This is a genomic window from Acidithiobacillus ferrooxidans ATCC 23270 (assembly GCF_000021485.1).
GTDB classification, from domain to species: Bacteria; Pseudomonadota; Gammaproteobacteria; order Acidithiobacillales; family Acidithiobacillaceae; genus Acidithiobacillus; species Acidithiobacillus ferrooxidans.
This window is the reverse complement of the sequence record NC_011761.1, coordinates 1,488,692-1,511,896: the sequence shown is the minus strand read 5'-3', so window position 1 is coordinate 1,511,896 and position 23,205 is coordinate 1,488,692. Positions and strand designations below refer to the sequence as shown.

The following is a 23,205-nucleotide window of genomic DNA, read 5'->3' as shown; positions in this document are numbered from 1 at the left end:
AGCCGTCTGCTGGGTAAATGGAAGGTGAGTCAGAATCAACCCCACCGAAATCGCGGGAGTGTATGACGCATATGGAGCAATTGAGCCATGATGATGCCGATGCGATGAAAGTACTCATTCGTGCCGCGTGCAAAAGTGACGAGATGCTCCTTTGATGATACTGCAGGTAGGTTTTCCGGACCCATTGTTCTGCCCGTAAACAGGGTGCGCGCCTCATAACCCAACGCTTGTAAACGCAGTTCATACCGACTAGTCTGTATGCGCAATCGCGCACATGGACGTACAATTGGAGATATCTATGACCATCCTGCAAATCATCACGCCGGAAGAAGCATCCGGTAAAACCGCCGATCTGTACCAGGAAATTGAAGGTGCTTTCGGACGGGTTCCTGCCGTCTTACAAGTATACGGATCGAGCCCGGCGCTTCTCGCCCAACAGTGGGAGGGCATCCAATACTACCGCCACCATCCCCGCCTTGGAGCGGCGTTGTTGGCCACTATCCGAATGCTGATTTCCCAGGCCAACCACTGCGATTACTGTGTAGGCTTTAATGAGGCCATGCTGATCAACCATCTGGGCCAAAGCGCTGAAGCGGTGGCAGCCACCAAGCGAGACCCAGGTTCGGCACCCTTGAGTGACCGGGACAGGGCCATGCTTCTGCTGGTGCTCAAGGCCGTGAAGACACCGGTATTGTTGACACGGGAAGATGTGGAGACGGTGCTTACCCACGGCTGGACGGAAAGTGATGTCCTGGACGCGGTGGTGCATGGCGCCCGCAATCAGATGGCAGATGTCATCATCAATGCCTTCAAGGTAGAGCGAGATTTTTGAGCATCCTGATCTGGCGCGCCCTTGGCGGGGGGTGCCATTGTGGCTTACGCCAAAAACGTAGCACCCCTTGCGCCTGGTGTAGGACAACTTGCAGGAACTGCCGCTCAATGGCCTGACTTGCGATGTCAACGGCGATTTAAAACTGACACACTTTTCCTGCGTCCTGCATGCAGCGATTTAAAACTGATACACCTCCCATTTTGACTTTGTGGAGCGGGTAGCCATTTTTACGCGGTATTTAATCGGTGGCGTTCTCCTTTCTGAGTTGAACCATACCGGCCTGACTCTGATTGTTACGTCTCTCGTTATCGGAGGAAGAGAGAGGTTTTTATCCCGCGGTCATTCAGTACGCCTCGGCCTTGGCATCCAGTCTCTGGCCCTGCCCTATGCGTTACTGCATGCAACCTGTACTGCTTTGGCCTGCCTAACGGCATCATCCGGTACATTGTGTCTGCTGAGACACGGCTGATGTTCCCATTTTAGATGATTCAAATGTCATCTTGCTTAGGCTATTGAGAATGATGTTGAGCGTAACTTGCTGGGATTGGATAGGATTCAGTACGCGGACTGTATGCCACAACCTGCTGTTTATGATACTGATATCTGGAATGCCTGCCACGTGATTAAGTTAGTTCTTTGCACTACTCAATTCGGCCAACTCCTCATCAGTAAACACCCTTGAACGCGTATGGAAGGCTTTCCCCTCAGGTCCTTCAAGGGAGAACGTCCCGCCATGGCCATCGATAACGTCAATGATGAGTTGTGTATGCTTCCAGTATTCGTACTGCGACTTACTCATGTAAAAGGGACATCCACCAATAGCTCCGAGGTATTCGTCGCCAGGACCAATGGTGAGTTCGCCAGAGAGGTAACAGTTGGCAGCGCTGTTGTCGCAGCATCCGCCAGATTGGTGGAACATCAATTCGTTGCCGTGTTTTTTTTTGAGGAACTCGATGAGTTCCAGAGTGGCTTCCGTCGCGGTGACCTTATCAACCATCATTTCACCTTTTCAAAAGTGGGAGCGATTGCCCGCCCCCGCAAGTCGCCTTGACGTTGTGCCCCGGCAATGAAGGGGATCAGAAGAAGCCCAGTTTCTGCTCGGCGTAGCTGACCAGCAGGTTCTTGGTCTGTTGGTAGTGGTCGAGCATCACTTTATGGGTCTCGCGACCTATGCCCGACTCCTTGTAACCGCCGAAGGCTGCATGCGCCGGATAAGCGTGGTAGCAGTTAATCCAGACACGCCCGGCCTTGATGGCACGGCCCATGCGATAGGCGACGTTGCCGTTGCGGCTCCAGACACCCGCACCGAGACCGTAAAGCGTATCGTTGGCGATAGATAAGGCTTCAGCTTCATCCTTAAAGGTAGTTACAGCAAGCACTGGCCCGAAAATTTCCTCCTGGAAGATGCGCATCTTGTTGTGGCCCTTGAATAGGGTCGGCTGGACGTAGTAGCCGCCGTCGAGATCACCGTCTACAATCGCTTGCGAACCACCGATCAGCACCTGAGCGCCTTCCTGCTTACCGAGGTCGAGATAGGACAGGATTTTCGTCAACTGTTCCTTGGACGCCTGGGCTCCGATCATCGTGTTGGTGTCCAGAGGATTACCCTGCTTGATAGCCTTGATGCGGTCCAGGCAGCGTTCCATAAACTTGTCGTAGATTGATTCTTGGATCAGAGCGCGCGAGGGGCACGTGCAGACTTCGCCCTGATTGAAGGCAAACAGCACGAGGCCTTCGATGGCCTTGTCGAGGAAGCTGTCGTCCTTATCCATCACATCGGCGAAGAAGATGTTGGGCGATTTGCCCCCAAGTTCCAGCGTCGCCGGGATTAGGCTGTTGGCGGCTGCCTGGGCGATGACACGACCCGTAGTAGTCGAACCGGTAAAGGCTATCTTGGCAATGCGCTTACTGGTGGCCAACGGCATGCCAGCCTCGCGGCCATAGCCATTGACGATGTTCAGCACGCCGGGAGGGAGTAGGTCGGCGATCAACTCTGCCAGGATCAGGATGCTGATTGGGGTCGATTCGGCTGGCTTGAGTACCACCACGTTGCCGGCGCCAAGTGCGGGAGCTAGCTTCCAGGATGCCATCAGGATCGGGAAGTTCCACGGGATGATCTGGCCGACAACGCCGAGCGGCTCGTGGAAGTGGTAAGCAACAGTGTTCTCGTCGATGTCGCTGATACCGCCCTCCTGAGCGCGGACGCAGCCGGCGAAATAACGGAAGTGATCAACTGCCAGAGGTATATCAGCGTTGAGGGTCTCGCGGATCGGCTTGCCGTTGTCGACGGTCTCTGCATAAGCCAGTAGTTCGAGATTCGCTTCGATACGGTCAGCAACTTTCAGAAGAATGTTGGCGCGCTCGGCGGGGGATGTCTTGCCCCACTTGTCCGCTATGGCATGGGCAGCGTCTAGCGCCAGTTCGATGTCTTCTGCGGTAGAACGGGCAGCCTGCGTGTAGCTCTTGCCATTGATCGGGGTGATTACATCAAAATACTGGCCCTTGACCGGGGCAACCCACTTGCCGCCGATAAAATTGTCGTACTTGGACTTGTATTTAACCTTGGCGCCATCTGCGCCGGGTGCTGCGTAAATCATGCTTCTTCCTCCAGGTTGGTCTATTGCGCCACGGACAGCGGGCCTGCTACCCTTATGCAGAAAGCGGGCCAGCATGAGAATATTACTTAACTTAATAATTTTATTTAATTAACCAGTATCATGCCGTTTTTGTAACATAAAGATGTTTCGTGTCATTTTGTGACACTGTCATGGAATGGCACACATCAATATGAATTGATCTAGGAAATCTTGCAAATCCCGACAACATTCATTAAGTTGAGACAAGTATCAGGCGCAGAAGGCAAGACCGACCATGGATAATTGGAGGAGAGAACGCTGCCAACCCAGACTCGGCCGGGGTTACGTCATGCCCGGCAACGCTATCTAGCGCATGGCGAAGCACCGCCAGCCGAACTTGTCGGCAGTGTGGTGTCGCGATCATGGCGGCGTTGCCTGGATGCTAGCCTCGCACCGGTTGGCCGATTGCAAACGCCACCTCAGCTTAATGCCAGCCAGCTTGCCCACGCAACGGACCGGCAAGGCGAACTGGTTGCTCATGCTCGCCCCGTCATGCAATACCTTTACGCCCAAACCCGTGATACAGGCAGCATGGTCATCCTTGCCGACGAACGTGGCACGCTGCTTCAGACGTTAGGCGATACCGACTTCCTCGGACGGGCGGAGCGGGTTGCCCTGATGCAAGGAGCCTCGTGGCATGAGTCTCAACAAGGAACCAACGCCATTGGGACAGCTATCGCCGAAATTGCTCCGGTCGTGGTGCATGGTCCCGAACATTTTCTTGAACGCAACGGATTTCTGACCTGTGCAGCAGCTCCAGTCATGGCACCAGATGGCAGGTTGCTGGGTGTATTAGACATTTCCGGAGACCACAGGGGTCATCATCCACATACCATAGGCCTGGTACGTTCAGCGGCGCAGATGATTGAGAATCGGCTGTTCGAGACGTGTCATGGCGATACAATTCGTGTACGTTTTCATCCATTAGCAGAAGGCATCGGAACAGTTGCCGAAGGAATCATTGTACTGAAGGAAGATGGCTGGATTACGTGCGCCAATCATGCTGGGCTTTCTCTGCTCGGGTTGTGTCCCGCAGATCTCGGTGCAATGCCAGTTACGCGGGTATTTCAGATCGGAACCTCCGAACTTGCCAGCTGGGGGCGCAGGCGTCCCGGTGAAATCATGTCGGTCATCCGGAACAATGGCGAAAGGATTTTTCTGCGTGTCGAACTAGGCCGTGGTGCAAGACAAATCATCGTGCCGTCGCATCCGCAAGAGGAAGCCTGTGCAGATTCACTTGAGCCATTGAACACAGGTGATGCAGTGATGAAAGCCACTATCGAGAAGGCACGCCGTGTCGTAGGCAAACCGATTGCACTATTACTTCAAGGGGAGTCTGGTACTGGAAAGGAAATCTTTGCCAAGGCGTTTCATGACTCTGGTCCCCGCCGATCCAAGCCCTTTGTTGCAGTGGATTGCGCAACGCTGCCTGAGAACCTGATCGAGGCCGAGTTGTTCGGCTATATGCCTGGTGCGTTCTCTGGTGCGCGAAAGGAAGGATATGCAGGCCGCATCCGTTCGGCCATTGGCGGAACTCTATTTCTGGATGAGATTGGCGACATGCCGATGGCACAACAGGCCAGATTATTACGCGTGTTGCAGGAACGTGAGGTTGTACCAGTCGGTGGCAGCAAGCCGATTCCGGTGGATTTTGTACTGGTCTGCGCTACTCATCGCAATCTCAAGACGGAAATGGAGGCAGAACGTTTCCGAGCCGACCTATACTACCGCATCAACGGCCTAACCTTGATGTTGCCTCCATTACGGGAGAGGAGTGATTTTGCTGCCCTGACCTCACGCGTGTTGCGCGATCTGTCGCCAGAACGTCATCTGTATCTTGGTGATGCAGTAGCATTGGCATTCGCCAAGTATTCTTGGCCGGGTAATCTGCGGCAGTTGGTCAATGCTCTGCGGACTGCCTGTGCACTTTTAAACGATGATGAAAGCACGATACTTTGGGATCATCTGCCGGATGATCTAATCAATGAACTCAGACAAGCTTCTCAAAGCCTGGATATTTCCTCCATGCATCTTCCTCAGGAAGAAAATTTGCATGTTTTGTCTTCGGCAGCTATTTCACGGGCAATCGATATCAGCGATGGTAATATGTCTGAAGCTGCCAGACGACTAGGAATCAGTCGTAATACCCTGTATCGACGGTTGAAAATTATCAAGTCATGAGTGTGGTTAAGCCAATCAATGGTCTGGTAAAGTTTTTTGGTAACTGTAATTTTCCGATCTAAACTAGAGGCATTTATGGCAAAAAATAAATTCCTCTACGCGCTTCTCACGCTGAGCATGCTCATGTCTGGCTGTGCTTCAAACCTGCCGAACGCTGAACGCTTGGCGGCATTGCCGGTGACCGGGCCACCCGAGATCCAAAGCAACGGAAGGGAACTGCCTCCGGCCAAGAGCAAGGCGCTTATGGACAATCTCGAGAAGGAATCAGGCGCCACGAGTATCCTGACGCGGCAGTTAAAGCTGATGGAGGAGATAACCGGCAAGCCGATTATCGCGGGCAACGAAGCGACACTTCTGACTGGACCCGAGGCCATTGCAATGATGCTGGAGGCCATTCGCGGCGCAAAGGACAACATAAATCTTGAGACGTACACATTCAGCAACGATAAAACTGGCCGGAAATTCGCTAGCCTTCTACTTCAAAAGCAGGCTGAGGGTGTGCAGGTAAACCTTATATACGATAGCATCGGCAGTATAGATACGCCCGCCGCCTTCTTCCGACGCTTGCGGGCGGGTGGTGTCAACGTCATCAAATACAACCCAACAGATCCTTTCCACCGCGATCACCGCAAGATATTGGTGGTTGACGGAAAGACGGCATTCACGGGTGGCGTCAACATCACCAGCGAAGAGGCTAGCAGCGGGGAAGAAAAAAACGCGGCAAAACCTTGGAAGGACGCGGACGTCATGATCCAAGGCCCGGCGGTCGCCGCATTCCAGAGACTGTTTTATGATACCTGGAAACGGCACAAAGGCCCCATATTACCAGAACAGGACTACTTTCCTCCTCTCAAGAAAGAAGGCGATGACTACGTCATGGCCATAGGGAGCAGACCCGGGGAGCGGAATCGCCTGACTTATTTGATGTATTATACCGCTTTCTCAAATGCCAAAAATTATATCCACGTTACAGCGGCTTATTTCGTGCCGAATAGGGCAATTATAAACGCACTAACCGGCGCAGCAATGCGGGGGGTAGACGTCCAGTTAATACTTGCGACCGAGGACGACGTCCCGATCGCAGTATATGCCGGGCAATCTTACTATACCCATCTCCTTAAGTCCGGAGTCCGAATCTACCAGCTGAAAGGGCGTATCCTCCATGCGAAAACCGCAGTGATAGACGGTATATGGTCAACTGTAGGTTCCACGAATCTGGACATGTGGAGCTTCGCAAACAACAAGGAGGTTAACGCCGTCATAGTAGGGAAGGACTTTGCAGGCAAAATGGAGGCGATGTTCGAAAACGACTTGCGGAATTCAAAGAAGATAACTCTGAAGCAATGGCGGAAGCGGTCGATCTTTGAAAGATTCAAGGAATCGTTAGCGCGCCTGTTCGCAAACTGGCTTTAATCGGCGAAATTGGAGTCCGGCAGAGGATTTCGAGGAAGCTGCGCCGCGAGTGGGTCGGCACGACCTTCAAAAAGCAGGAAAACCGCTCCAAGAGGCGGAGAGAAACGAGACAATAAAGGGTATGGTAGTGATTCCGACTGTTTACCAAGGGTCGGTCGCACAGCACCATTACGGTGTCAAGCACTCACACCGGAGAAAATGGCAACGAGAACCCGACGGGGCCAGGTCAAGCATCCAAGCAAGAGCGAAACAATGGGGATTCTGCTTTATGGCTGTAATATCGGATGATATAAAACCGTTTTGTGGTGTGATAATAGCTGTATTTAATAGAGAACACTTTCTTAAAAGATAATTTCTTTAATTAAAGACTAAAACGGTTACGAATGTTTCATGTGTCATTGTAGATGACGTCAGTACAGATCATTCACTAAATAAGGTGCGCTCTATTATGGAAGACATGGTGCGTGGCACTTGAATACTCGGTGAATAGCACAATTGGATTCTGATGATGCATATTTATTTGATTATCTACAGTCCTGTCTTCAGTATATTCAGGAGCATCCCGAGGTAGATATGCTATTTGTCGGCTTGGTTGTCGATGGAAATCTTTATACGGTGATGGATGCGCGAGATAATAGTAGAACCATTCATATAATAGATAAGTGTCAGGGCGCTACTTCGGTAGTGCGTGCAGAGATTTTTCATGCTTTTGGTGGTTTTCCCAAGTTGCGTTTCTGGGAGGATTACTTTTTCTTCGAGAAGGCCACATCGCAAAATCTTTGCGTGCATAAAATACATGATAAGCGATACGTTTATTATCGTGACGAAAATGATGCAGTAGCCGCATCTGACCTTTCTCAGGCAAAATGTAAGAAGAAACGTTTAATCAACACTTCGTTTCTGGACACTTCCTGGGCCATTGCTGACCCTGATTCTGTCCATCAACTTGTCGATTTTTCTATGCGCAGCAAACGTCACCGGGCGATTTTACGTGCTGCCCACCAATTTCTGGATGACTGCAAACGCTGCATCTTGGTCGTTTGGATATAACATCTGCCGACCAGTGACAGTAACCGACCCAACAACGATCTATACCCTCGCGTTGGGGTGACGCAGAGCGTCTACCCGGTAGACGATTGAGGGTGCCTGATGAAACTATACATCGCCGAGAAGCCCAGCCTGGGCAAAGGGATCGCCGAGTATTTGCCCGGATCGAAAAACAAAGGGAACGGCTTCATCCAGTGCGGAGTGGATACCGTCGTAACCTGGTGTTTCGGCCATATCTTCGAGCAGGAAGAGCCGGACTTCTATACGCCTGATGATGTTCCCACCACGCCAAAGGGCAAGAAGAAATGGCGATTTGAGGAACTGCCCATATTTCCTGAGCAATGGAAGAAGCGGGCGAAGGATGACGCCAAGGCCCAGATCAAGGTGATCCGGGCCTTGCTCAAGAAAGCCTCGTCTGTCGTCAATGCAGGCGACCCGGACCGAGAGGGCCAGCTGCTGGTGGATGAGGTCCTGGAGGAACTCCGCTGGAAAGGACCAACCCTGAGGATCTGGCTGGCCGCCCTCGATGAGCAGTCCGTGCGTAAGGCGCTGGCATCGCTCAAGGATAACCACGACTACCAGAATCTCCGAAACTCAGCCGAAGCCCGTGCCCGCGCGGACTGGCTCATGGGCATGAATCTCACCCGTGCTTTCACCCTGCGCAACAGCGGCGCCGGAGTCGTCTCCGTGGGTCGGGTGCAGACGCCGACCTTGGCTCTGGTCGTGGCCCGTGATGAGAAGATCGAGCACTTCAAGCCGAAGGACTACTACGTTCCGCGCATCAACGCGGGCTTCTGGGCCACCTGGGAGTTGCGGGAGGATTTCGAGGGGGTCGATGCCGAAGGGTATCTCACCGACCGGAAAGCCGCTGACCGGCTGGCATCCCGGGCCAAGGCGGAAGGCAAGGCCACGGTGAAGGACTTCACCAGCGCGGAAAAGCAGCAGCAGGCACCATTAGGCTTCTCCCTTGCAGAGTTACAAAAGGTCTGCTCCGCCAAGCTCGGCATGTCGGCACAAAGTGTCCTTGATGCGGCCCAGGCGCTGTACGAGGAGCACAAGGCGGCGACCTATCCCCGGACCGATTGCCGCTATCTTCCGGAAGAACAGCATGGGGATGCCGGACAGATACTGTCCGGCCTGGCAAAAGCTGGATTTGCGGATCTGGTGAAAGCCGCCGATTCTAACCGGAAGTCGGCCATCTGGAATACGGGCAAAGTGACGGCGCACCACGCCATCATTCCGACCGGCTCCATGCAGGGCTCTATGAGCCCCGCAGTGGCCAAAGTCTACGATATCATCGTCCGCTCCTATCTCGCGCAGTTCTATCCGCCCTATGTGTACCGGGCGATCAAGGCTCTACTGACTTGCACCAGCGAGGACTGGAAGGCGACTGCCAACATCCCGGTATCCGCAGGCTGGAAAGCCGTGTATGGGATGACCGATGACGATAATGATGACACCCCCGCCCAGCCGATCCCGGCGCTCAAAAAAGGCCAGGTCCTGACCGTCCAGGATGCAGATGTCCAGGCAAAACAGACCAAGCCGCCGGCCCGATTTACGGATGGGTCGCTCATTGAGGCCATGAGCAACATCCATAAGGTGGTGGAGGATGAAGCCGCCAAGGCCAAACTCAAGGAAACCTCTGGCCTGGGAACCGAGGCCACTCGGGCCAGCATCATTGAAACGCTGCTGACCCGGGGATTCCTGGAGCGCAAAGGCAAGCAGATCCTCTCCACCCAGGCAGGGCGGGCGCTGGTTCACGCGCTGCCCAAAGACCTGACCGATCCCGTCCTGACGGCACGCTGGGAAGATGCCCTGTCATCCGTGTCTGAGGGCCGCGTGACGCTACAGCAGTTCGAGGAAGCCCAGCGCAAATTCGTGGTGCGTATGATCGAGGCGGCCAAGGCGACGACCGTAGCTGTCGGCCAGGCACGGCCAACTTCCGGCGCTGGGCGTGGCAAGTCGTCTACCGGAAAAACGCGGGGCGTCGGACAAAAGACTGGCCCCGCCTGCCCGGACTGCAAGAAGCTGACCATCACCCTGAAGACGAAGAAGGGCGATGCCTTTTTCAAGTGCGAGGGCTGCCAGTCTTGCTGGTGGCCGGACAAGCAGGATGCCAAGAAGCTCGGAACGAAGTGGGGGCTAGAAAAGAATGAGTACGTTAGAAGAGAAGACTGGATTTCTCACACACAGCAGGATTGAGGGGAAGAGTATTCCTGATTTCACAGGCAAAGCAAAAATCGACGGACAGGTGTATTTGTTGTCCGGTCGGAAATATGTCGGCGAGGATGGCCGTGAATATATTTTCATCCGACTCAGAGATATTTTTGATGGCCCGGTCAGAAATTCCCGGAAGTCACACATTCAACCACCCGCTCTCGATGATGATGATGACTACTGATATAAAATCGTCTTTCCGAAAAAAACGACATCGCCGAATCGTCTACCGGGTAGACGATCCGCGTTTTTCCCGCAGGACATATGGTCGCGTTATCCCCGCAGCTCCACCGCCTTGTGGACGGCTCCCCTTGCAGGGGACCAGCCGGGCCACGCCCCGCGGCTTGCCGCCGGGGGTCCGGTTGGACCTCGCTTCGTTGTCTGGGCTTCTGGCCATGGATTTTGGGGGTAACGCTTCAAGGTAATCGTCTACCCGGTAGACGGTCGCCCTATTATCGGCTAATAAAATTATCTTCCCGGAAAACACTGCCCAAAAGAATCGTCTACCGGGTAGACGAAAACGCCCAAAAAAGCGTCTACCGAAAAAAAAGCGGAACGCAAGATAAAGAAGGGGTCATGTGGGCGTTTTCCGGGAAGACGGAACCGTTTTCCGGGAAAACGTGGCCCGCGTGACCGTCTACCCGGTAGACGATCGCCCGCCCCGCTGCCCTGCCCTGCCCTGTCCCCCAAAAAACAACTGAAGCGCACAATGCGTGGAACGATGCTTGTCAGGAAGATCTCTTCGCTCGATCCCTGTTGTAGCAGTCCTGGTTGTCGTGCGGTGATAGCACACCGGAGCTATCCAGGCTCAGAAAACGGTCAGTTCGGGCGAGCATAGTCTAATAGTCGGTGGCTTTACCGATATGCTTGGCCATCATCGGCCCTGAGGGCCCGGTTTTGCCGTAAGTTCAATCCCCAGGACCTTCATGACTGCTAGCGTGGTCTTGAGCGTCGGATTGCCGCGTTCGCTGAATGAGCGGTACAACCATTCACGCGAAAGACCAGTTTCCCCAGCGATCTGGGCCATTCCCTTGGCGCGGGCCACGACGCCCAGCGCGTGCGCAATGTAGCCGGCGTCTGCAGATTCAAACGTACCGGCGATGAAGGCTGCGATGGCGGCGTCTGATGTCAGCCCTTCGGCAGGGTCAAAAGTAGGCAATTTTTCACTCATGGTCATTCACTCCATTCAGCAGCCAGGCGCTTCGCCGCCTTGATGTCCTTCTCTTGCGTGCGCTGTCTACCCGGTAGACATGGCGGGCTGCTTCTTGGCGCTGCGTTAAGCCGCAACCATCGTTTGCCGCTGATCCTCGATGATGATGCCCGCGCCCAGGACGGCCAGCGCCGCGATAACCCTATCCATGCGCGATGCGTGGTCCATATCCACCAGACGACGGATGGCGCCTTCAGATAGGTGAAGGCGTCGCGCCAGTTCCGTATTGTTGACGCCTTCTGATTGCATCGCTGATCTCAATGCCAACTTGGCCGCTACCAGCGCCGCTACTGGCACCAGGTATTCGCCTTGTGCGGGGGTGGAGGGTGAGGGAACATCTTGCTGGTCCAGCACGTAACCTGCCAGTGCCGCGCCCAGCGCATCGCTCATGGCTTGCAACGCCTCGCTTTCGGTGGCGCCGCTAGTGATGGCTTCGGGAACATCACGAGAGGTAGCGAGGAACTCACCATCCTCGTCCTTTACCAGCGTTACAGGGTAAACATATCGCATATTAAACTCCTTTATAGATCATCCGGACTAATGCCCAGTTGCAGACACATTGCTTTTAGCAAACCTATGCCGATTTCTTTCTTGCGGTCTTTGAGCGTGGTGAACCTGGTCCCGTAGTAGAGGCGTCCATGGCTACCATGACCGTGGCGCCTATCGAACCGCACCGGTTGTCCGGTTTTCTGACCTAACCGCTTCACACGCTTTTCAAACTCCGACCCGGTCATCGAGCACATCCATTCCATTACGATGTGTTCATTATCGTACGTATATGTACGAACAGCAAGTGTCCGCCTTGTCTAAAACCCCACCGCCTTGCAGACAGGTTCTGTCACTGCGATAGGACAAGTGCCGTGGATTTTGGCGCCTCGCTTGGACAAGACCTGCCGCTTTGAACATATGCCCGCGCATTCCCCTTCCTGGCCCGTAGGCCAGGAGGGGGGCACGGTTTCCTATCGTCTACCCGGTAGACGATCTGCCCCATCTCCGATCTATACCTGCTCATGCAGAGCAAATACGTACCCGTTTCCGTCTACCCGGTAGACGATTCGCGGAGGAAGTCCGCTCCCGTCTCCGGATTCGCCATTCCGGCACTCCAGGGTGCCATGGTTGGCACCCTGGCCTGGCCTCATGCCATCTGGCTTGCCCCACTGGCGTTGCTACTTCTGCCCATCGTGAACAAGCGGCACTGGTTGCACCCGTTTCTGCTGATGCTGGGTTACCACCTGGCGACGACCTACGGCCTCATCAAAGGCACGTCGGTTTTCTTCCTACACGCCGGGCTGTTTCTCGGTATTGGGTTCTGGTCGCTGTCATCTCTGGCCTTTGCCCTGCCCTATCTGGCGTACCCGTACATTACTCTGTATTTCCGTGGCGGCGGCCTTGCTGGCGGCGGCCTTGCTGGCGGCAGCCCTGCAGGCGGCAGCCCTGCTGGCGGCGGTTTTGGCGCGGTCATGGCCACCGTCATTACATCCGCCATATCCACGATCTTCCCACCTTTGGGGGTCATCGGCTGGACTTCCCCCTGGCTCGGCGCCGTCGCCGCAGGCCCGAGCGGCATCCTGCTGACCATTCTCGGGATCTTCGCTCTGGGGCGCTTGACGCAGAAGAATCAAGAGATCTTGGCCCGTCTGCTGGTGGTTGGATTTGTTGTCGTCGCTCTTTGGCTTTTGCCTTTTGCTTTCCCTGCCCTGGATGCCATGATGGGGCACCCGCTGCCCACAGCGCCCACTGGCTGGGTGGGCATCAACACTGATCTGGGCCGTCTGCGTTCCAATCTTTCCTATGTCGATGCATCCATGGAACTGGCTCCGAAGGTCCTGGCGGATCTGCGCTCTGGCGACAAGGTGGTGTTTCTCCCGGAAACCGTGGCAGGGCCATGGCTGCCGGGCACCCGGGCCATTTGGCGCCCGGTCATCCGCTGGACGGCGCGACATCCAGAACCAATCGTGTTGCTCGGGGCCGATGTGCCCCTTGCCAACGGTTACCTGGACGCTCTGGTGAAGATTCAGGATGGCCATCAGACGGTACTGCCGGATCACATCCCTGTACCTTTCTCTATGTGGCACCCGTGGCGCCCCCAGGGCAGTTTCCGGATGACCCCGTTTTCCCGAAAACCGGAAACCACGGAGATGGACGGCAAAAAGGTCGGCTATCTCATCTGCTATGAGCAACTGCTGATGTGGCCGGCCCTCGTTCTATACCCGCATGGGATACAAATCCTGTTGGCACCGGCCAATGACTGGTGGGCGCGGGGGACAGATATCCCGGCCATCCAGAGAGTGTCGGCAAAGGCCTGGGCTGCGTTCTTCAGCGTGCCGGTATTGTTCGCGGTGAATCAATGATGGGGGGAACGGATGAAGAAGCCTGATCATATGAAGGCAGGAGTTTCCATGGGAAACCCAACTGATCCCTGCGATCCAATGCTGACCTGGAAATCCGTTCTGGATTCCCTGGAGGCTAAGGGTCGTGAACGACTCAAGGATCTGCTCAAGACGCACCTGTCCCGTCCCCTCACCGCGCAACAGTGGATTGCCAAATGGGAAAAGGTGCTCTCTGCGGATTATTCGCGGATTCCGGCTGAACAGCACATTGCTACCCTGAAAGCCTCTCTGGAAAAGGCGATCATTGTCCTGAAGGAGCGGGTGCGTGAGCAATCCTCTTCGACAAGTCATCGCTCGGCTTGACCAGAGGCTCATCGCCTTCTTCGAGCGGTCAGGCCCGCGCAAGGTGGCCGAAGCCCTGCTTTGGGGGGCCACCCAGTTCGAGCGGCTATTCTTCTTCCCCTTTCGGCCATTCACGGCGCCTGCGCGTTTCTTTCTGGACCAGCGCGCCAAAGCGCATGGCGGAAAAAGCCGATGAATATAACTCAACCTGCCTTGAGCAGAAAATTCACATGCACGGCATCGTATGGAAATACAAAGCCATTGTCCTGCCGTTCGATGAGTCCTGCGTCCAGCAACGCATGGACATCCAGATGTACGGACTTTACGTCGCGCCCGACCCGCCGGGCGATCTCGCGTAGCGCCAAGGGGCCCGCAGCCGTCATGACCCTCAGGATCTCCCAGCGCTTGCCAGTCAGAATTTTCCATAGGAGTTCCGGCGATTCAAAGCTGATATGCGGCTGTGAACATTCCAATCTTTCCATCGCCTGCACGGCATCGTCCAGGGTATCCCGGAGGGATCGAATATCAATCGTCAGCATGCTCATCACTCCACCTCCTTATCTCTTCAAAGAAGTCGGTCATCAGTTGACGGGGGCTGGAGAAGCGATACGCCTCCTCCCGACCATTTATATGGCGATGATCGCCTTTTCCGGCCTCATTGTCGTATCGCAGCACACATTCCCCACGAATCACGTAAGCAAGCCGGTATTTGTACGAGTGTATGCTGCCGGATATCGGTGCAGGGACGTGCCAAATCATGATTTCCGCGAAAGCCGTCTCCGAGAGGATTACCCGCCGTTGAAACAGTTTTTCCGCTTTCATGGACGAAGCATAGTCGCCCGCCTGGTTGTTGGCAAATACACCAACGCAAATCTTCCGGAGGGACATCGGGTTGAACACACGACTCATCACCATCGCTAAACGCGGATTCTGGTGGATGTTCTGGATCTGGACCGGGCTGATCACCCTGGTCGCGGATGTTGGTCTTTGGATGCAGTACCAGCATCTGGTCTTCAACGACTCGACCTGCGAGCCGGTGGGCCTCTACCAGCTTCTCGGCTCGCCCTATCCTTTGCATGATGGAGAACTGGTCGAAGTCGAGATTCCTGGCCCCTCCCATCACGCCGCCGTCGCGGAGGGCCTGAAGTACCAGTGGTTTCCCGCTGGACAGCCGTGGATCAAAGAGATCGCCGCCATCCCCGGGCAGACCGTGCGGCTTACGAGATCCGGGGTCGGGGTAGATGGGCACACTCTGCCGAACTCCCGGGTGGATCGCTGGACGCCCGGCCACCATCACCGGATTGTCCATTACCCTTTCGGCACCTATCACCTGAAGCGTGGGCAGATCTGGCTCTACGCTCCGGGCAACTATGCCTTTGACTCCAGCTATTATGGCCCGGTCCCGGAGACCAGCATCCTGCAACGAGCGGTTCCCTGGTGGACGATTCCCGGGAGTCAGTTCTGGCTTCGGAACGGTGACTAACCTTGGGAACTAAAGCTGGAGGCCAAAAGATGCTTCGAAAAGTCGCGGAATATAGCGACCGTGCAGATACCGGTGCGGGTCGTCAACTACCCCACCCTGGAGGGCGGAGCTTGTCGCGTATTTTGGTCAATGAGTTGTGATGATGAGCGAGTTCAGCGCTTGGTTTTCCCGTTCCAACTCCGCCCCTTTCTGCTCCGCCCCTTCCCCGTCCCCCGCGTCGTACAGGGCCTTGGCTTCCCGGGCCAGGGCGTGCAGATGGGCATGCCGTGCCAGCAATTGCTGGTAGAAGGCCGCGTCGTCCCCATATTGGAGCCTCCCTTCCCCTTGCAACCATAGTCCCAGATGGCATTGCTGCTCCGCCTCGGGTTCGATGACCAAGGAGGGAAAGGGAGTCTGGTGGCGCAGCGCCTCAATAAATCTTTTAACACGTTGATTATGAATTGAAATCATGCCAGTTGGGGTAGGAGTTGCAGAAAAGCCATGATAAAGCAAAGGCTTATACTGTCTGATCCAACCCGGGATCGCTTCCGGTGCCATGGGCCGGGCGATGGCATAGCCTTGCAGGCAGTGGCACTGCAAGTGGCCAAGCATGGCGGCGTGTTCGGCCGTTTCCACCCCTTCGGCAATCACTTCCAGGCCCAGGAGTCGGGCGCTGGTGACCACGCCGGAGACGATGGCGTAATCCTTGGGATCGTTGATGATGTCGCGCACGAAGCTCTGATCGATCTTGATGGTCTGCGCGGGCAGCTTCTGCAGATAGGTCAGCGAGGCGTTGCCGGTGCCGAAGTCGTCGAGGGCGATGCGCACTCCCAGGCGGTTGCAGGCCAGCAGGGTTTCCCGCGCCCCGGCGAAATCCAGCAGCGGGGCCGTTTCGGTGATCTCGATCTCGACGGCGGATGGGGGCAGATCCGGATGGGCGTCGAGGGCGGCCCGCAGGTCGGACAGAAAGCGCTGGTCCAGGAGATGGTGGGCGCTGATATTCACCGAGATGCGCAAGGGCATGCCCTGCCGATGCCAAGTCTGGGTCTGGGTCAGAGCCGTGGCAAGCACGAAGCAGCCGATGCGCCGGGTCAGGCGCGGTGCGTCGAGGGCGGCGGCGAAGGCGGCGGGAGGCAGCAGGCCGCGCTCGGGGTGGTCGAGGCGGATCAGGGCCTCCACGCCCACGGGACCATTGCCGATCTCCACCACGGGCTGATAGTGGAGCAGCAGGCGGCCCCGATCGAGCGCATTTTCCGTCATCTTCCGCACCTCCATGGCCTCTTGCTGCAGCTTATCCATCGGCCAGTCGAACCAATGATAGCGATCCCGCCCGGCGGCCTTGGCCGCATAGAGGGCCAGATCCGCATGGCGCAGGAGGTCCTCTGGCAGGCTGTCATCCAGCGGATAGCTGGTCAGGCCGATGCTGGAGGACAGCGGGATCTCTTCGTCTCCTAGATAGAAGGGAGCGCGGAGCACTTCCAGCAGGCGCGTGCAGGCGTCTTCCACCTGTTCCAGGTTCCCGACATCCGGGAGGAGCAGCCCAAACTCGTCGCCGCCCATGCGTGCCAAGGTGTCCCCGGAACGCATTTCCCTATGCAACCTTTGTGCCATTTCCTGCAGCAGCGCGTCGCCGGAGGCATGTCCGAAGTGGTCATTGACCTGCTTGAAGCCGTCCAGGTCCAGGATACCCACCGCCAGCAGGTGCTCATGGCGCAGGGTCTGGGCTCGATCATGGCCCAGCCGGTCCATGAAGAGCACCCGGTTGGGGAGGCCCGTGAGGGCGTCGTGGGTGGCCTGATGGGCCAGTTCGGCGATCAGCCGGCGCTTCTCGGTGACGTCGTGGAAGACCAGGACCACGCCCAACAGTACGCCCTGCCGGTCTCGGATGGGCGCCGCGCTGTCCTCGATGGCGCGTTCCTGGCCGTCCTTGGTGAGGAGCATGGTGTGGTTGGCCAGCCTCACCACCTGGCCCTCTTCCAGAACTCGCCGGACGGGATTGTCCAAATGAGCATGGCTGCCTTCCTGGACAATGCGGAAGACGTCTTCCAGGGGCCTGCCCACGGCTTCCGTCCGGGCATAGCCCATCAACGCTTCGGCGACGACGTTCATGTCCATCACCCGGCCTTCGGTATCGGTGGTGATCACCGCATCCCCGATGGAATGCAGGGTGACTTCCGCCCGCTCCTTCTCCTCCCACAGGGTCTGCTCCGCGCTTTGCCGTTCCCCCTCCCGCTCTCGGCCGACCCTCCGCAGGTAGCCGTAGCCGAAGATGGACAACAGCAGCAGACCGAACGCACCGGCGGCTGGCCCCTCGACGCTATTCCACCAGTCCGCCCACAAAACGGAACGCGGAATGCCCACCCCTGCCACCAGGGGATAGCCTTTGATCCGCTGCACGGCACCCAGGCGCCACTGGTCCACCGCCGTGGACAGGCCATAATAGACGCCCGACGGCAGTTCCGGATGGGCAAGGACATAGCGCGCGGCAATGCCGTGCTGGCGGACGGCGTAGGTGGTCTGGGTGGGCGGCGGAGAACGGCTTTCCAGGAAGCCGTCGTCCCGCAGCAGGAAGATGGACACCCGGGATGGCAGCGGCAGCCCCCGCCAGGACGGCATGCGACCGTCCACGAGCGGCAGCAAGGCGACCAATTGCCGGCTGCCGCCCTTGATCGGAACTACTTGAAAGAGGGGGATCATCCAGAGGCCATGACCGGCCCCGGCGAAAACATCGCGTACCGGAGGGCCAAGGCAGAAGCCCGGGGAATGCAGGCATTGGGCCAGCGCGCTCCGCTGCACCGGATTTAGCCCCAGCCGCCGGGCATTCACCGGGTTATCGAGGGCAAACAGGAGATCGGCGAGGAAATGCCGGCCTCCGCCTGCCGTTAGCACCTGCCCATCGGGTATGCGGGTCCCCACAGCGGCCAGATCCGGCTGCAGCGCGAGATAGTCCCGCAGCATTTTTCCTGCGCCGGGGCCCAGGACCGGCGAACCCGACTCCAATTGCCGCCCCAGCAACACCAGCGAGATCCGGGTGCCATCCAGCATCACCCGCGTCCCCTCCGCCACCGATGCCACCAGCGTCCGAAGGCCGGATATCTCCCAAGACCGGGTTTGCTGCCAGTCGGACCAGGCCAGCCATGCCCCTGCCACCAACACGACCGCCATGAAACCCAGCCAAAGCCGGTGCAGCCAGCGCGGGACATAGGAGTTGTGTCGGGGCGATTGCGGGTGCGAGTGATTCAAACTGCGTCCCTGGACGTTGTCGGTACCATATTTATAAAACATCTAAACGACCGCCACCAGAGCGGGCCGGTATGGGATTCTCCAGCCGATATGAAAGGCGACTATTGCCATGCGAGCTTCCTGGCGAACTTCCACCCCTCCGGAAGCAGCATCGGTGAACCGATCGGGTCACCGCCTGCATGAGAGTGGAAACCATACCGGATCTCCGGATTCGTGTGGACTCTGATCAATCCGCCTTGTGCGGACCTGCCTTCATGGTAGGCTTGTATTGACTGGACCATACAGGAGCAGTACATGGAAACCATTACCATCGGCCATAGCGCCGTTGTCACCTCACGTATCGGCCTCGGCACTTGGGCCATCGGCGGCTGGATGTGGGGCGGCACAGATGAGAAGGAGTCCATTCAAACCATCCAACGCGCCGTAGAGCGCGGCATCACGCTGATCGATACCGCCCCGGTTTACGGTTTCGGACGGTCGGAGGAAATCGTCGGCCGGGCGATTCAGGAAGGCAAACTGCGGGACAAAGTACAGCTTGCCACCAAGCTCGGTCTTGCCTGGAAGGACGGCAAGGTATTTCGCGACAGCCGTCCGACTCGCATCCGTCAGGAAATCGAGGATTCGCTGCACCGCCTGCGCACAGATCGGATCGATCTCTACCAGGTGCACTGGCCGGACTTGGAGACGCCGCTTGAGGAAACCGCCCGAGTGCTGGAGGATCTTTGCCGCGAAGGCAAGATCCTCGCCATCGGAGTCAGCAATTTCACACCAACGCAGATGGACGCTTTCCGCTCCGCTGCCCGGCTGGATGCGCTACAGTCTCCTTATAACCTATTCGAGCGCGGCATCGAGGCGGCCGAACTGCCTTACGCCGAGAAAACCGGCCTCACTGTGCTCGGTTACGGTGCGCTGTGCCGCGGCCTCCTGAGCGGACGAATACAGGCAGATACGAAATTCGAGGGTGATGATCTCCGCCGTATCGACCCGAAATTCCAAGGCGAACGCTTCCCCCATTACCTCCGCGCGGTGGATGAACTGCGCGAACTTGCGCAGCGACGCTATGGCAAATCTGTACTAGCTTTGGCCGTGCGCTGGGTACTGGATCAGGGGCCAACCATTGCGCTTTGGGGCGCGCGCCATCCCGGCCAGATCGATTCGGTGAACGAGGTGGAGGGTTGGAAGTTGGATGCCGACTGCAAGACAGAGATCGAAGCCATCCTTGCGCGCTGTGTACCGAACCCGGTGGGGCCGGAATTCATGGCGCCCCCAGCCAAGCGCCCGGGAATGGTCTGAGCGCACTCCATCACTGCATGACATTCGCGGCATGCGTTTTCAAGAGGTGGGCGTAGACCGGAGAAATCTCTTGTTTTCGGAAAAACGCCTTCCAGGTAGAAACCGGCAGGAGTTGGGTCGGCGGGGGAGCAAAAACCAGATCCTGCTTGCGGCCCATCACATGGCAGGCGATGCAGGATCCCATCTTGCCGTAGGCCAATATCTTCCCCCGAGGATCGTAGGCGGCCATCACCCAATCCCTATCCGCCGAATCATATCCCTTGAGTTTGAGCATTGCCGTGACCCCGGTCGGCTTCTTATCCTTCGCGAAGTTCTCCTTGACCACCAATGCGCCGCCGGGATAGCGATGAACCTTGAGAATACCTCCGGTCTTGGCCATGGCTTCATTGGCCGGCTGGTTGCTGCTCTTGTGGACCCTGGAAAAGCCTTCGTAAATCGTCTACCCGGTAGACGATCTGGCCCGGCGCTGATCTATACCCATTCGTGAAAGGGTCAAGCCGGGAAAAGCATGCTGACACCATCTCTCTTTAACGGTATGCCCTATGCGGGGGAATCGACAGTGATCCCGCTAAAGATGCACCTGTACATCCAGGCTCTGGCCTTCGTTCAGGGGATGACGCTGCGGGCCGTCCATGAGGACTGCGCTTCCCGGTTTCTGGCCGAAAAAGCCTGGGAGAAAGGACTTCGATGGCGGGATGGGCACCCTCCGGCCGTGTCCGGCCCGGAATGGGTGGAAGTACACGTGCGGATTCCGGCGCATCTGGCGGACAACCTGGCAGAGGTCAGCCGCCGCAACGGAGTAGGCCTGCCCGATGTGCTCTATACGATGTTGTATTGGTATTCCTGGATTCTGTATCCGCCACTGCAGGAGCAGGAGCGGCGGAAAACGAAGTTTCGCGCTAGCAAAGCGCGAGAAGAGAGGGAGAGATGCCACAGATCATTACCGTGACCAATCAGAAGGGCGGAGTAGGAAAGACCGCTCTTGCCGTTCACATTGCGGCTTACGCCAGCATGGCGGCGAAGAAAAAGACCCTGCTCGTGGATATGGACGGCCAACGCAACGCCACTTTCATCACTACGGGGGAGCCGTATGGCCGCGGCAAATCGGTATTGGAACTGTGGGATGGGGACACCCGCCTGGAGTTCCAGGATACCCGGTATGGGGATCTCCAAATCCTGCCAGGCCACCAGCATGTGCATCTGGTGGAAAAGCAGGGATTGAAGGCCGGACAGGAGGCAATGAGCCGTTTGCTCGACATCGATTTCGATGTGGTGGTCATCGACACGCCACCAGCCGCCGGCGTACAGCAGCTGGCCCCGCTCTATCTGGGCGGATTGCTGGTGGCGCCCGTGGAGCCCGACCTGCTGGCGTTGCAGGGGCTCACTTCGCTGCTCAAGGTTTGGCGGGAGATCGCCTCGCAGGTCGATCTGGGATTGTCCCTGGTCATCAACAAGCGGGTTTTGAACTCCACGAATCAGCAGATGGTCGTGGATGCGATCACCGAATCGGGTTTCGGTCAGCATGTGCTTCCGGTGCATCTGACCAATCGGCAGATTGTTTCCAACGCCATGAAACAGGGGATGCCCGTCTGGAAGCTGGACCCGAAAGACGCAGCGGCGGCGAAATGGGCCATGGCCTGCAAGATGATTCTGGAAACGGACCGGGTGCCGACGGAAGAAACGGTGAAGGAGGGATAAAATGGCCAAGGTAGATCTTTCAGAGAATCTCTTTGATGAGATGAAGCGCACGCTGGCCGAGATGGCGGGAGATTCCGGCGAGACCGCTGCCAAAGCCGATCGTCTACCCGGTAGACGAAATTCGGGGCAGGAAGCGGCCCGTGCGGATGAACGGAATGCCGTCGCGAGCGGAACGGTCGGCGGCGGAGCCGCTTCGGCGCTCTTTCTGGCGTTGTCGGAGATCGAGCCGGACCCGGAGCAGCCGCGCAAGACGTTTGTGGCATCCGGGGCGCAGGACGCCATCGACAATGATCTGGAACTGCTGAAGGAGAGCATCCTGCAGCATGGGGTATTGCAGCCCATCGCGGTACATCCTGTCGCGTCGGGAAGGTATCGGATCATAGCGGGCGAGCGGCGCTGGAGGGCATCCATGGCTGCCCGAGACAGTGGCCAGCCATGCGGTCGCAAGGGCTATGACCTATCCCGGATTCCCGCCGTGATATTGGAGCCCGACACAGACGCCGATCGGCTGGAAATGCAGCTGGTCGAAAATCTGGCGCGAGCGGATATGACGCCTGTGGATACGGCGAAGGCCGTAAAGCAGTTGATGGATAGCCTGGATCCCAAGCCGAGCCTGGCGGATCTGGGCAAGCGGCTGGGTCGATCCAAGGCATGGGTACATCAGATGCTCTCTCTGGGAAGCGAAGATGCGCAGGCGGTGGCGGAGTATCTGGGCGTGCCGCTGGAGTCCATCGGGCAAACGGACATCAGTCGCATGAAAGGATGGATGAAGGACGAGGACAAGCGCATCGTGCTGGACGCCATCCGTGCCAGCCTGCAGGCCGGGGAAACCCTCTCCCGCGTGCTGGTGGATAGAGAGGAAGATCGCTACGAACAAGGTTTGAGCGGAAAACCGCAGGAGGTAGACATGCAGCAGGAAAATGGGGCCGTGATGGGTTCGCACCCTGCAAGGGCTTTTGATGCCAATGGGGAAGAAGTGGATTTGTCCACGATCGATCTGCGCAGTATCGATAGCGATGAGGACATCGAGGATGGGGGCGCCGTGGATGAGAACGGAGTGGTCGTCGGAGATCCGGCGGATGGAGCATCCCTGCCGGGAGCATCCCTGCCGGGGGCATCCCTGCCGAATCAGGTGACGGTGACCCTCCCCCGCCCTTTGTTGGAGAGGGCTTTTGCAAAGGCCGGGCGCGAATTGCCCGGGACGATGGGAACGGTGGAGATCGTTGAGGTGTTGGAATTGGTGTTAAACGAGTGACCGCAAACCGCGACAGGAAGGAGCGTGAACGCTTGAGGTTGTTTTG

At 57.1% G+C, this 23,205-nt stretch carries 21 protein-coding genes; 13 read left to right on the top strand and 8 right to left on the bottom strand.

The features are described 5' to 3' along the window. Nucleotides 1–298: 298 nt before the first annotated feature. A complete protein-coding gene (locus tag AFE_RS08095; RefSeq protein ID WP_012607212.1) occupies nt 299–832 on the top strand; it encodes a carboxymuconolactone decarboxylase family protein in 534 nt (177 codons plus the stop codon). Nucleotides 833–1,460: 628 nt separating this feature from the next. Here the strand turns inward: AFE_RS08095 and AFE_RS08090 are convergent. Then, entirely contained in the window at nt 1,461–1,832 is a 372-nt protein-coding gene (locus AFE_RS08090) for a DUF779 domain-containing protein (protein ID WP_012607210.1), read from the bottom strand. Between the two features lie 76 nt (nt 1,833–1,908). Beyond that, nucleotides 1,909–3,429, bottom strand: coding sequence for an aldehyde dehydrogenase (gene adh, locus AFE_RS08085; protein ID WP_012607209.1), 1,521 nt, complete (start codon nt 3,427–3,429; stop codon nt 1,909–1,911). A 531-nt stretch (nt 3,430–3,960) separates the two neighbouring features. Here adh and AFE_RS08080 point away from each other — a divergent pair. The 4 genes from AFE_RS08080 (at nt 3,961) to AFE_RS08065 (ending at nt 10,311) form a co-directional block, all read left to right on the top strand. Continuing rightward, nucleotides 3,961–5,649, top strand: a complete 1,689-nt coding sequence (locus AFE_RS08080; RefSeq protein ID WP_201763900.1) for a sigma-54-dependent Fis family transcriptional regulator — start codon at nt 3,961–3,963, stop codon at nt 5,647–5,649. Between the two features lie 75 nt (nt 5,650–5,724). Then, nucleotides 5,725–7,062 carry a phospholipase D-like domain-containing protein gene (locus AFE_RS08075; protein WP_041646049.1) on the top strand — a complete coding sequence of 446 codons (1,338 nt, stop codon included), beginning with the start codon at nt 5,725–5,727 and terminating at the stop codon, nt 7,060–7,062. 495 nt (nt 7,063–7,557) lie between these two features. After that, nucleotides 7,558–8,112, top strand: coding sequence for a glycosyltransferase family protein (locus AFE_RS08070; RefSeq protein WP_148208623.1), 555 nt, complete (start codon nt 7,558–7,560; stop codon nt 8,110–8,112). 99 nt (nt 8,113–8,211) lie between these two features. Beyond that, a complete protein-coding gene (locus AFE_RS08065; protein ID WP_012607205.1) occupies nt 8,212–10,311 on the top strand; it encodes a DNA topoisomerase 3 in 2,100 nt (699 codons plus the stop codon). Between the two features lie 889 nt (nt 10,312–11,200). Here the strand turns inward: AFE_RS08065 and AFE_RS08060 are convergent. Both AFE_RS08060 and AFE_RS08055 read right to left on the bottom strand, forming a co-directional pair. Beyond that, nucleotides 11,201–11,497 (bottom strand): addiction module antidote protein, encoded by a 297-nt coding sequence (locus AFE_RS08060; protein WP_012536730.1) that lies wholly within the window; start codon nt 11,495–11,497, stop codon nt 11,201–11,203. A gap of 105 nt (nt 11,498–11,602) precedes the next feature. Then, complete coding sequence (locus AFE_RS08055) at nt 11,603–12,046, bottom strand: type II toxin-antitoxin system HicB family antitoxin (protein ID WP_009567290.1); 444 nt, start codon at nt 12,044–12,046, stop codon at nt 11,603–11,605. Nucleotides 12,047–12,546: 500 nt separating this feature from the next. On the opposite strand from AFE_RS08055, the gene AFE_RS08045 reads away from it, so the two are divergent. From AFE_RS08045 to AFE_RS15665, 3 genes are read left to right on the top strand one after another with little or no spacing between them, the layout of a single operon-like run. Beyond that, entirely contained in the window at nt 12,547–13,887 is a 1,341-nt protein-coding gene (locus tag AFE_RS08045; protein WP_012607200.1) for a conjugal transfer protein TraB, read from the top strand. 48 nt (nt 13,888–13,935) lie between these two features. Next, on the top strand, nt 13,936–14,229 hold the full coding sequence (locus AFE_RS08040; RefSeq protein WP_041646043.1) for a hypothetical protein: 294 nt from the start codon (nt 13,936–13,938) through the stop codon (nt 14,227–14,229). Then, complete coding sequence (locus AFE_RS15665; RefSeq protein ID WP_080513196.1) at nt 14,192–14,404, top strand: hypothetical protein; 213 nt, start codon at nt 14,192–14,194, stop codon at nt 14,402–14,404. The genes AFE_RS08040 and AFE_RS15665 overlap by 38 nt, the downstream gene beginning before the upstream one ends. Nucleotides 14,405–14,411: 7 nt before the next feature. Here AFE_RS15665 and AFE_RS08035 read toward each other — a convergent pair whose 3' ends face one another. Together AFE_RS08035 and AFE_RS08030 are read right to left on the bottom strand one after the other, a co-directional pair. Next, nucleotides 14,412–14,753: an HVO_A0114 family putative DNA-binding protein gene (locus tag AFE_RS08035; RefSeq protein ID WP_009566058.1), complete on the bottom strand. Its 342-nt coding sequence runs from the start codon at nt 14,751–14,753 to the stop codon at nt 14,412–14,414. Continuing rightward, entirely contained in the window at nt 14,734–15,117 is a 384-nt protein-coding gene (locus AFE_RS08030; RefSeq protein ID WP_226832986.1) for a toxin-antitoxin system TumE family protein, read from the bottom strand. Before AFE_RS08030 ends, AFE_RS08035 begins: the two co-directional genes overlap by 20 nt. On the opposite strand from AFE_RS08030, the gene AFE_RS08025 reads away from it, so the two are divergent. Next, nucleotides 15,101–15,691 (top strand): S26 family signal peptidase, encoded by a 591-nt coding sequence (locus tag AFE_RS08025; protein ID WP_226832984.1) that lies wholly within the window; start codon nt 15,101–15,103, stop codon nt 15,689–15,691. The genes AFE_RS08030 and AFE_RS08025 overlap by 17 nt on opposite strands. A 126-nt stretch (nt 15,692–15,817) precedes the next feature. On the opposite strand, the gene AFE_RS08020 is transcribed toward AFE_RS08025, so the two are convergent. Then, nucleotides 15,818–18,955 carry an EAL domain-containing protein gene (locus AFE_RS08020; protein ID WP_113526628.1) on the bottom strand — a complete coding sequence of 1,046 codons (3,138 nt, stop codon included), beginning with the start codon at nt 18,953–18,955 and terminating at the stop codon, nt 15,818–15,820. Between the two features lie 252 nt (nt 18,956–19,207). Here AFE_RS08020 and AFE_RS08015 point away from each other — a divergent pair, with 252 nt between their 5' ends. After that, entirely contained in the window at nt 19,208–20,206 is a 999-nt protein-coding gene (locus AFE_RS08015) for an aldo/keto reductase (protein ID WP_009563486.1), read from the top strand. Nucleotides 20,207–20,216: 10 nt separating this feature from the next. Here the strand turns inward: AFE_RS08015 and AFE_RS08010 are convergent, their stop codons facing one another. After that, entirely contained in the window at nt 20,217–20,585 is a 369-nt protein-coding gene (locus AFE_RS08010) for a cytochrome P460 family protein (RefSeq protein WP_009563487.1), read from the bottom strand. A 129-nt stretch (nt 20,586–20,714) separates the two neighbouring features. On the opposite strand from AFE_RS08010, the gene AFE_RS08005 reads away from it, so the two are divergent. From AFE_RS08005 to AFE_RS07995, 3 genes are read left to right on the top strand one after another with little or no spacing between them, the layout of a single operon-like run. Beyond that, nucleotides 20,715–21,155: a hypothetical protein gene (locus tag AFE_RS08005; protein ID WP_009563488.1), complete on the top strand. Its 441-nt coding sequence runs from the start codon at nt 20,715–20,717 to the stop codon at nt 21,153–21,155. Beyond that, a complete protein-coding gene (locus AFE_RS08000) occupies nt 21,134–21,904 on the top strand; it encodes a ParA family protein (protein WP_012607193.1) in 771 nt (256 codons plus the stop codon). Before AFE_RS08005 ends, AFE_RS08000 begins: the two co-directional genes overlap by 22 nt. 1 nt (nt 21,905) lies before the next feature. Next, complete coding sequence (locus AFE_RS07995; RefSeq protein WP_009563647.1) at nt 21,906–23,159, top strand: ParB/RepB/Spo0J family partition protein; 1,254 nt, start codon at nt 21,906–21,908, stop codon at nt 23,157–23,159. Nucleotides 23,160–23,205 lie beyond the last annotated feature (46 nt).

Coding starts and splice junctions, on each gene's coding strand:
- AFE_RS08095 (WP_012607212.1), top strand. CDS start 299: ATGACCATCCTGCAAATCATCACGCCGGAAGAAGCATCCGGTAAAACC.
- AFE_RS08090 (WP_012607210.1), bottom strand. CDS start 1,832: ATGATGGTTGATAAGGTCACCGCGACGGAAGCCACTCTGGAACTCATC.
- adh (WP_012607209.1), bottom strand. CDS start 3,429: ATGATTTACGCAGCACCCGGCGCAGATGGCGCCAAGGTTAAATACAAG.
- AFE_RS08080 (WP_201763900.1), top strand. CDS start 3,961: ATGCAATACCTTTACGCCCAAACCCGTGATACAGGCAGCATGGTCATC.
- AFE_RS08075 (WP_041646049.1), top strand. CDS start 5,725: ATGGCAAAAAATAAATTCCTCTACGCGCTTCTCACGCTGAGCATGCTC.
- AFE_RS08065 (WP_012607205.1), top strand. CDS start 8,212: ATGAAACTATACATCGCCGAGAAGCCCAGCCTGGGCAAAGGGATCGCC.
- AFE_RS08060 (WP_012536730.1), bottom strand. CDS start 11,497: ATGAGTGAAAAATTGCCTACTTTTGACCCTGCCGAAGGGCTGACATCA.
- AFE_RS08055 (WP_009567290.1), bottom strand. CDS start 12,046: ATGCGATATGTTTACCCTGTAACGCTGGTAAAGGACGAGGATGGTGAG.
- AFE_RS08045 (WP_012607200.1), top strand. CDS start 12,547: ATGCAGAGCAAATACGTACCCGTTTCCGTCTACCCGGTAGACGATTCG.
- AFE_RS08040 (WP_041646043.1), top strand. CDS start 13,936: ATGGGAAACCCAACTGATCCCTGCGATCCAATGCTGACCTGGAAATCC.
- AFE_RS08035 (WP_009566058.1), bottom strand. CDS start 14,753: ATGAGCATGCTGACGATTGATATTCGATCCCTCCGGGATACCCTGGAC.
- AFE_RS08030 (WP_226832986.1), bottom strand. CDS start 15,117: ATGAGTCGTGTGTTCAACCCGATGTCCCTCCGGAAGATTTGCGTTGGT.
- AFE_RS08020 (WP_113526628.1), bottom strand. CDS start 18,955: ATGTTTTATAAATATGGTACCGACAACGTCCAGGGACGCAGTTTGAAT.
- AFE_RS08015 (WP_009563486.1), top strand. CDS start 19,208: ATGGAAACCATTACCATCGGCCATAGCGCCGTTGTCACCTCACGTATC.
- AFE_RS08010 (WP_009563487.1), bottom strand. CDS start 20,585: ATGGCCAAGACCGGAGGTATTCTCAAGGTTCATCGCTATCCCGGCGGC.
- AFE_RS08005 (WP_009563488.1), top strand. CDS start 20,715: ATGCTGACACCATCTCTCTTTAACGGTATGCCCTATGCGGGGGAATCG.
- AFE_RS08000 (WP_012607193.1), top strand. CDS start 21,134: ATGCCACAGATCATTACCGTGACCAATCAGAAGGGCGGAGTAGGAAAG.
- AFE_RS07995 (WP_009563647.1), top strand. CDS start 21,906: ATGGCCAAGGTAGATCTTTCAGAGAATCTCTTTGATGAGATGAAGCGC.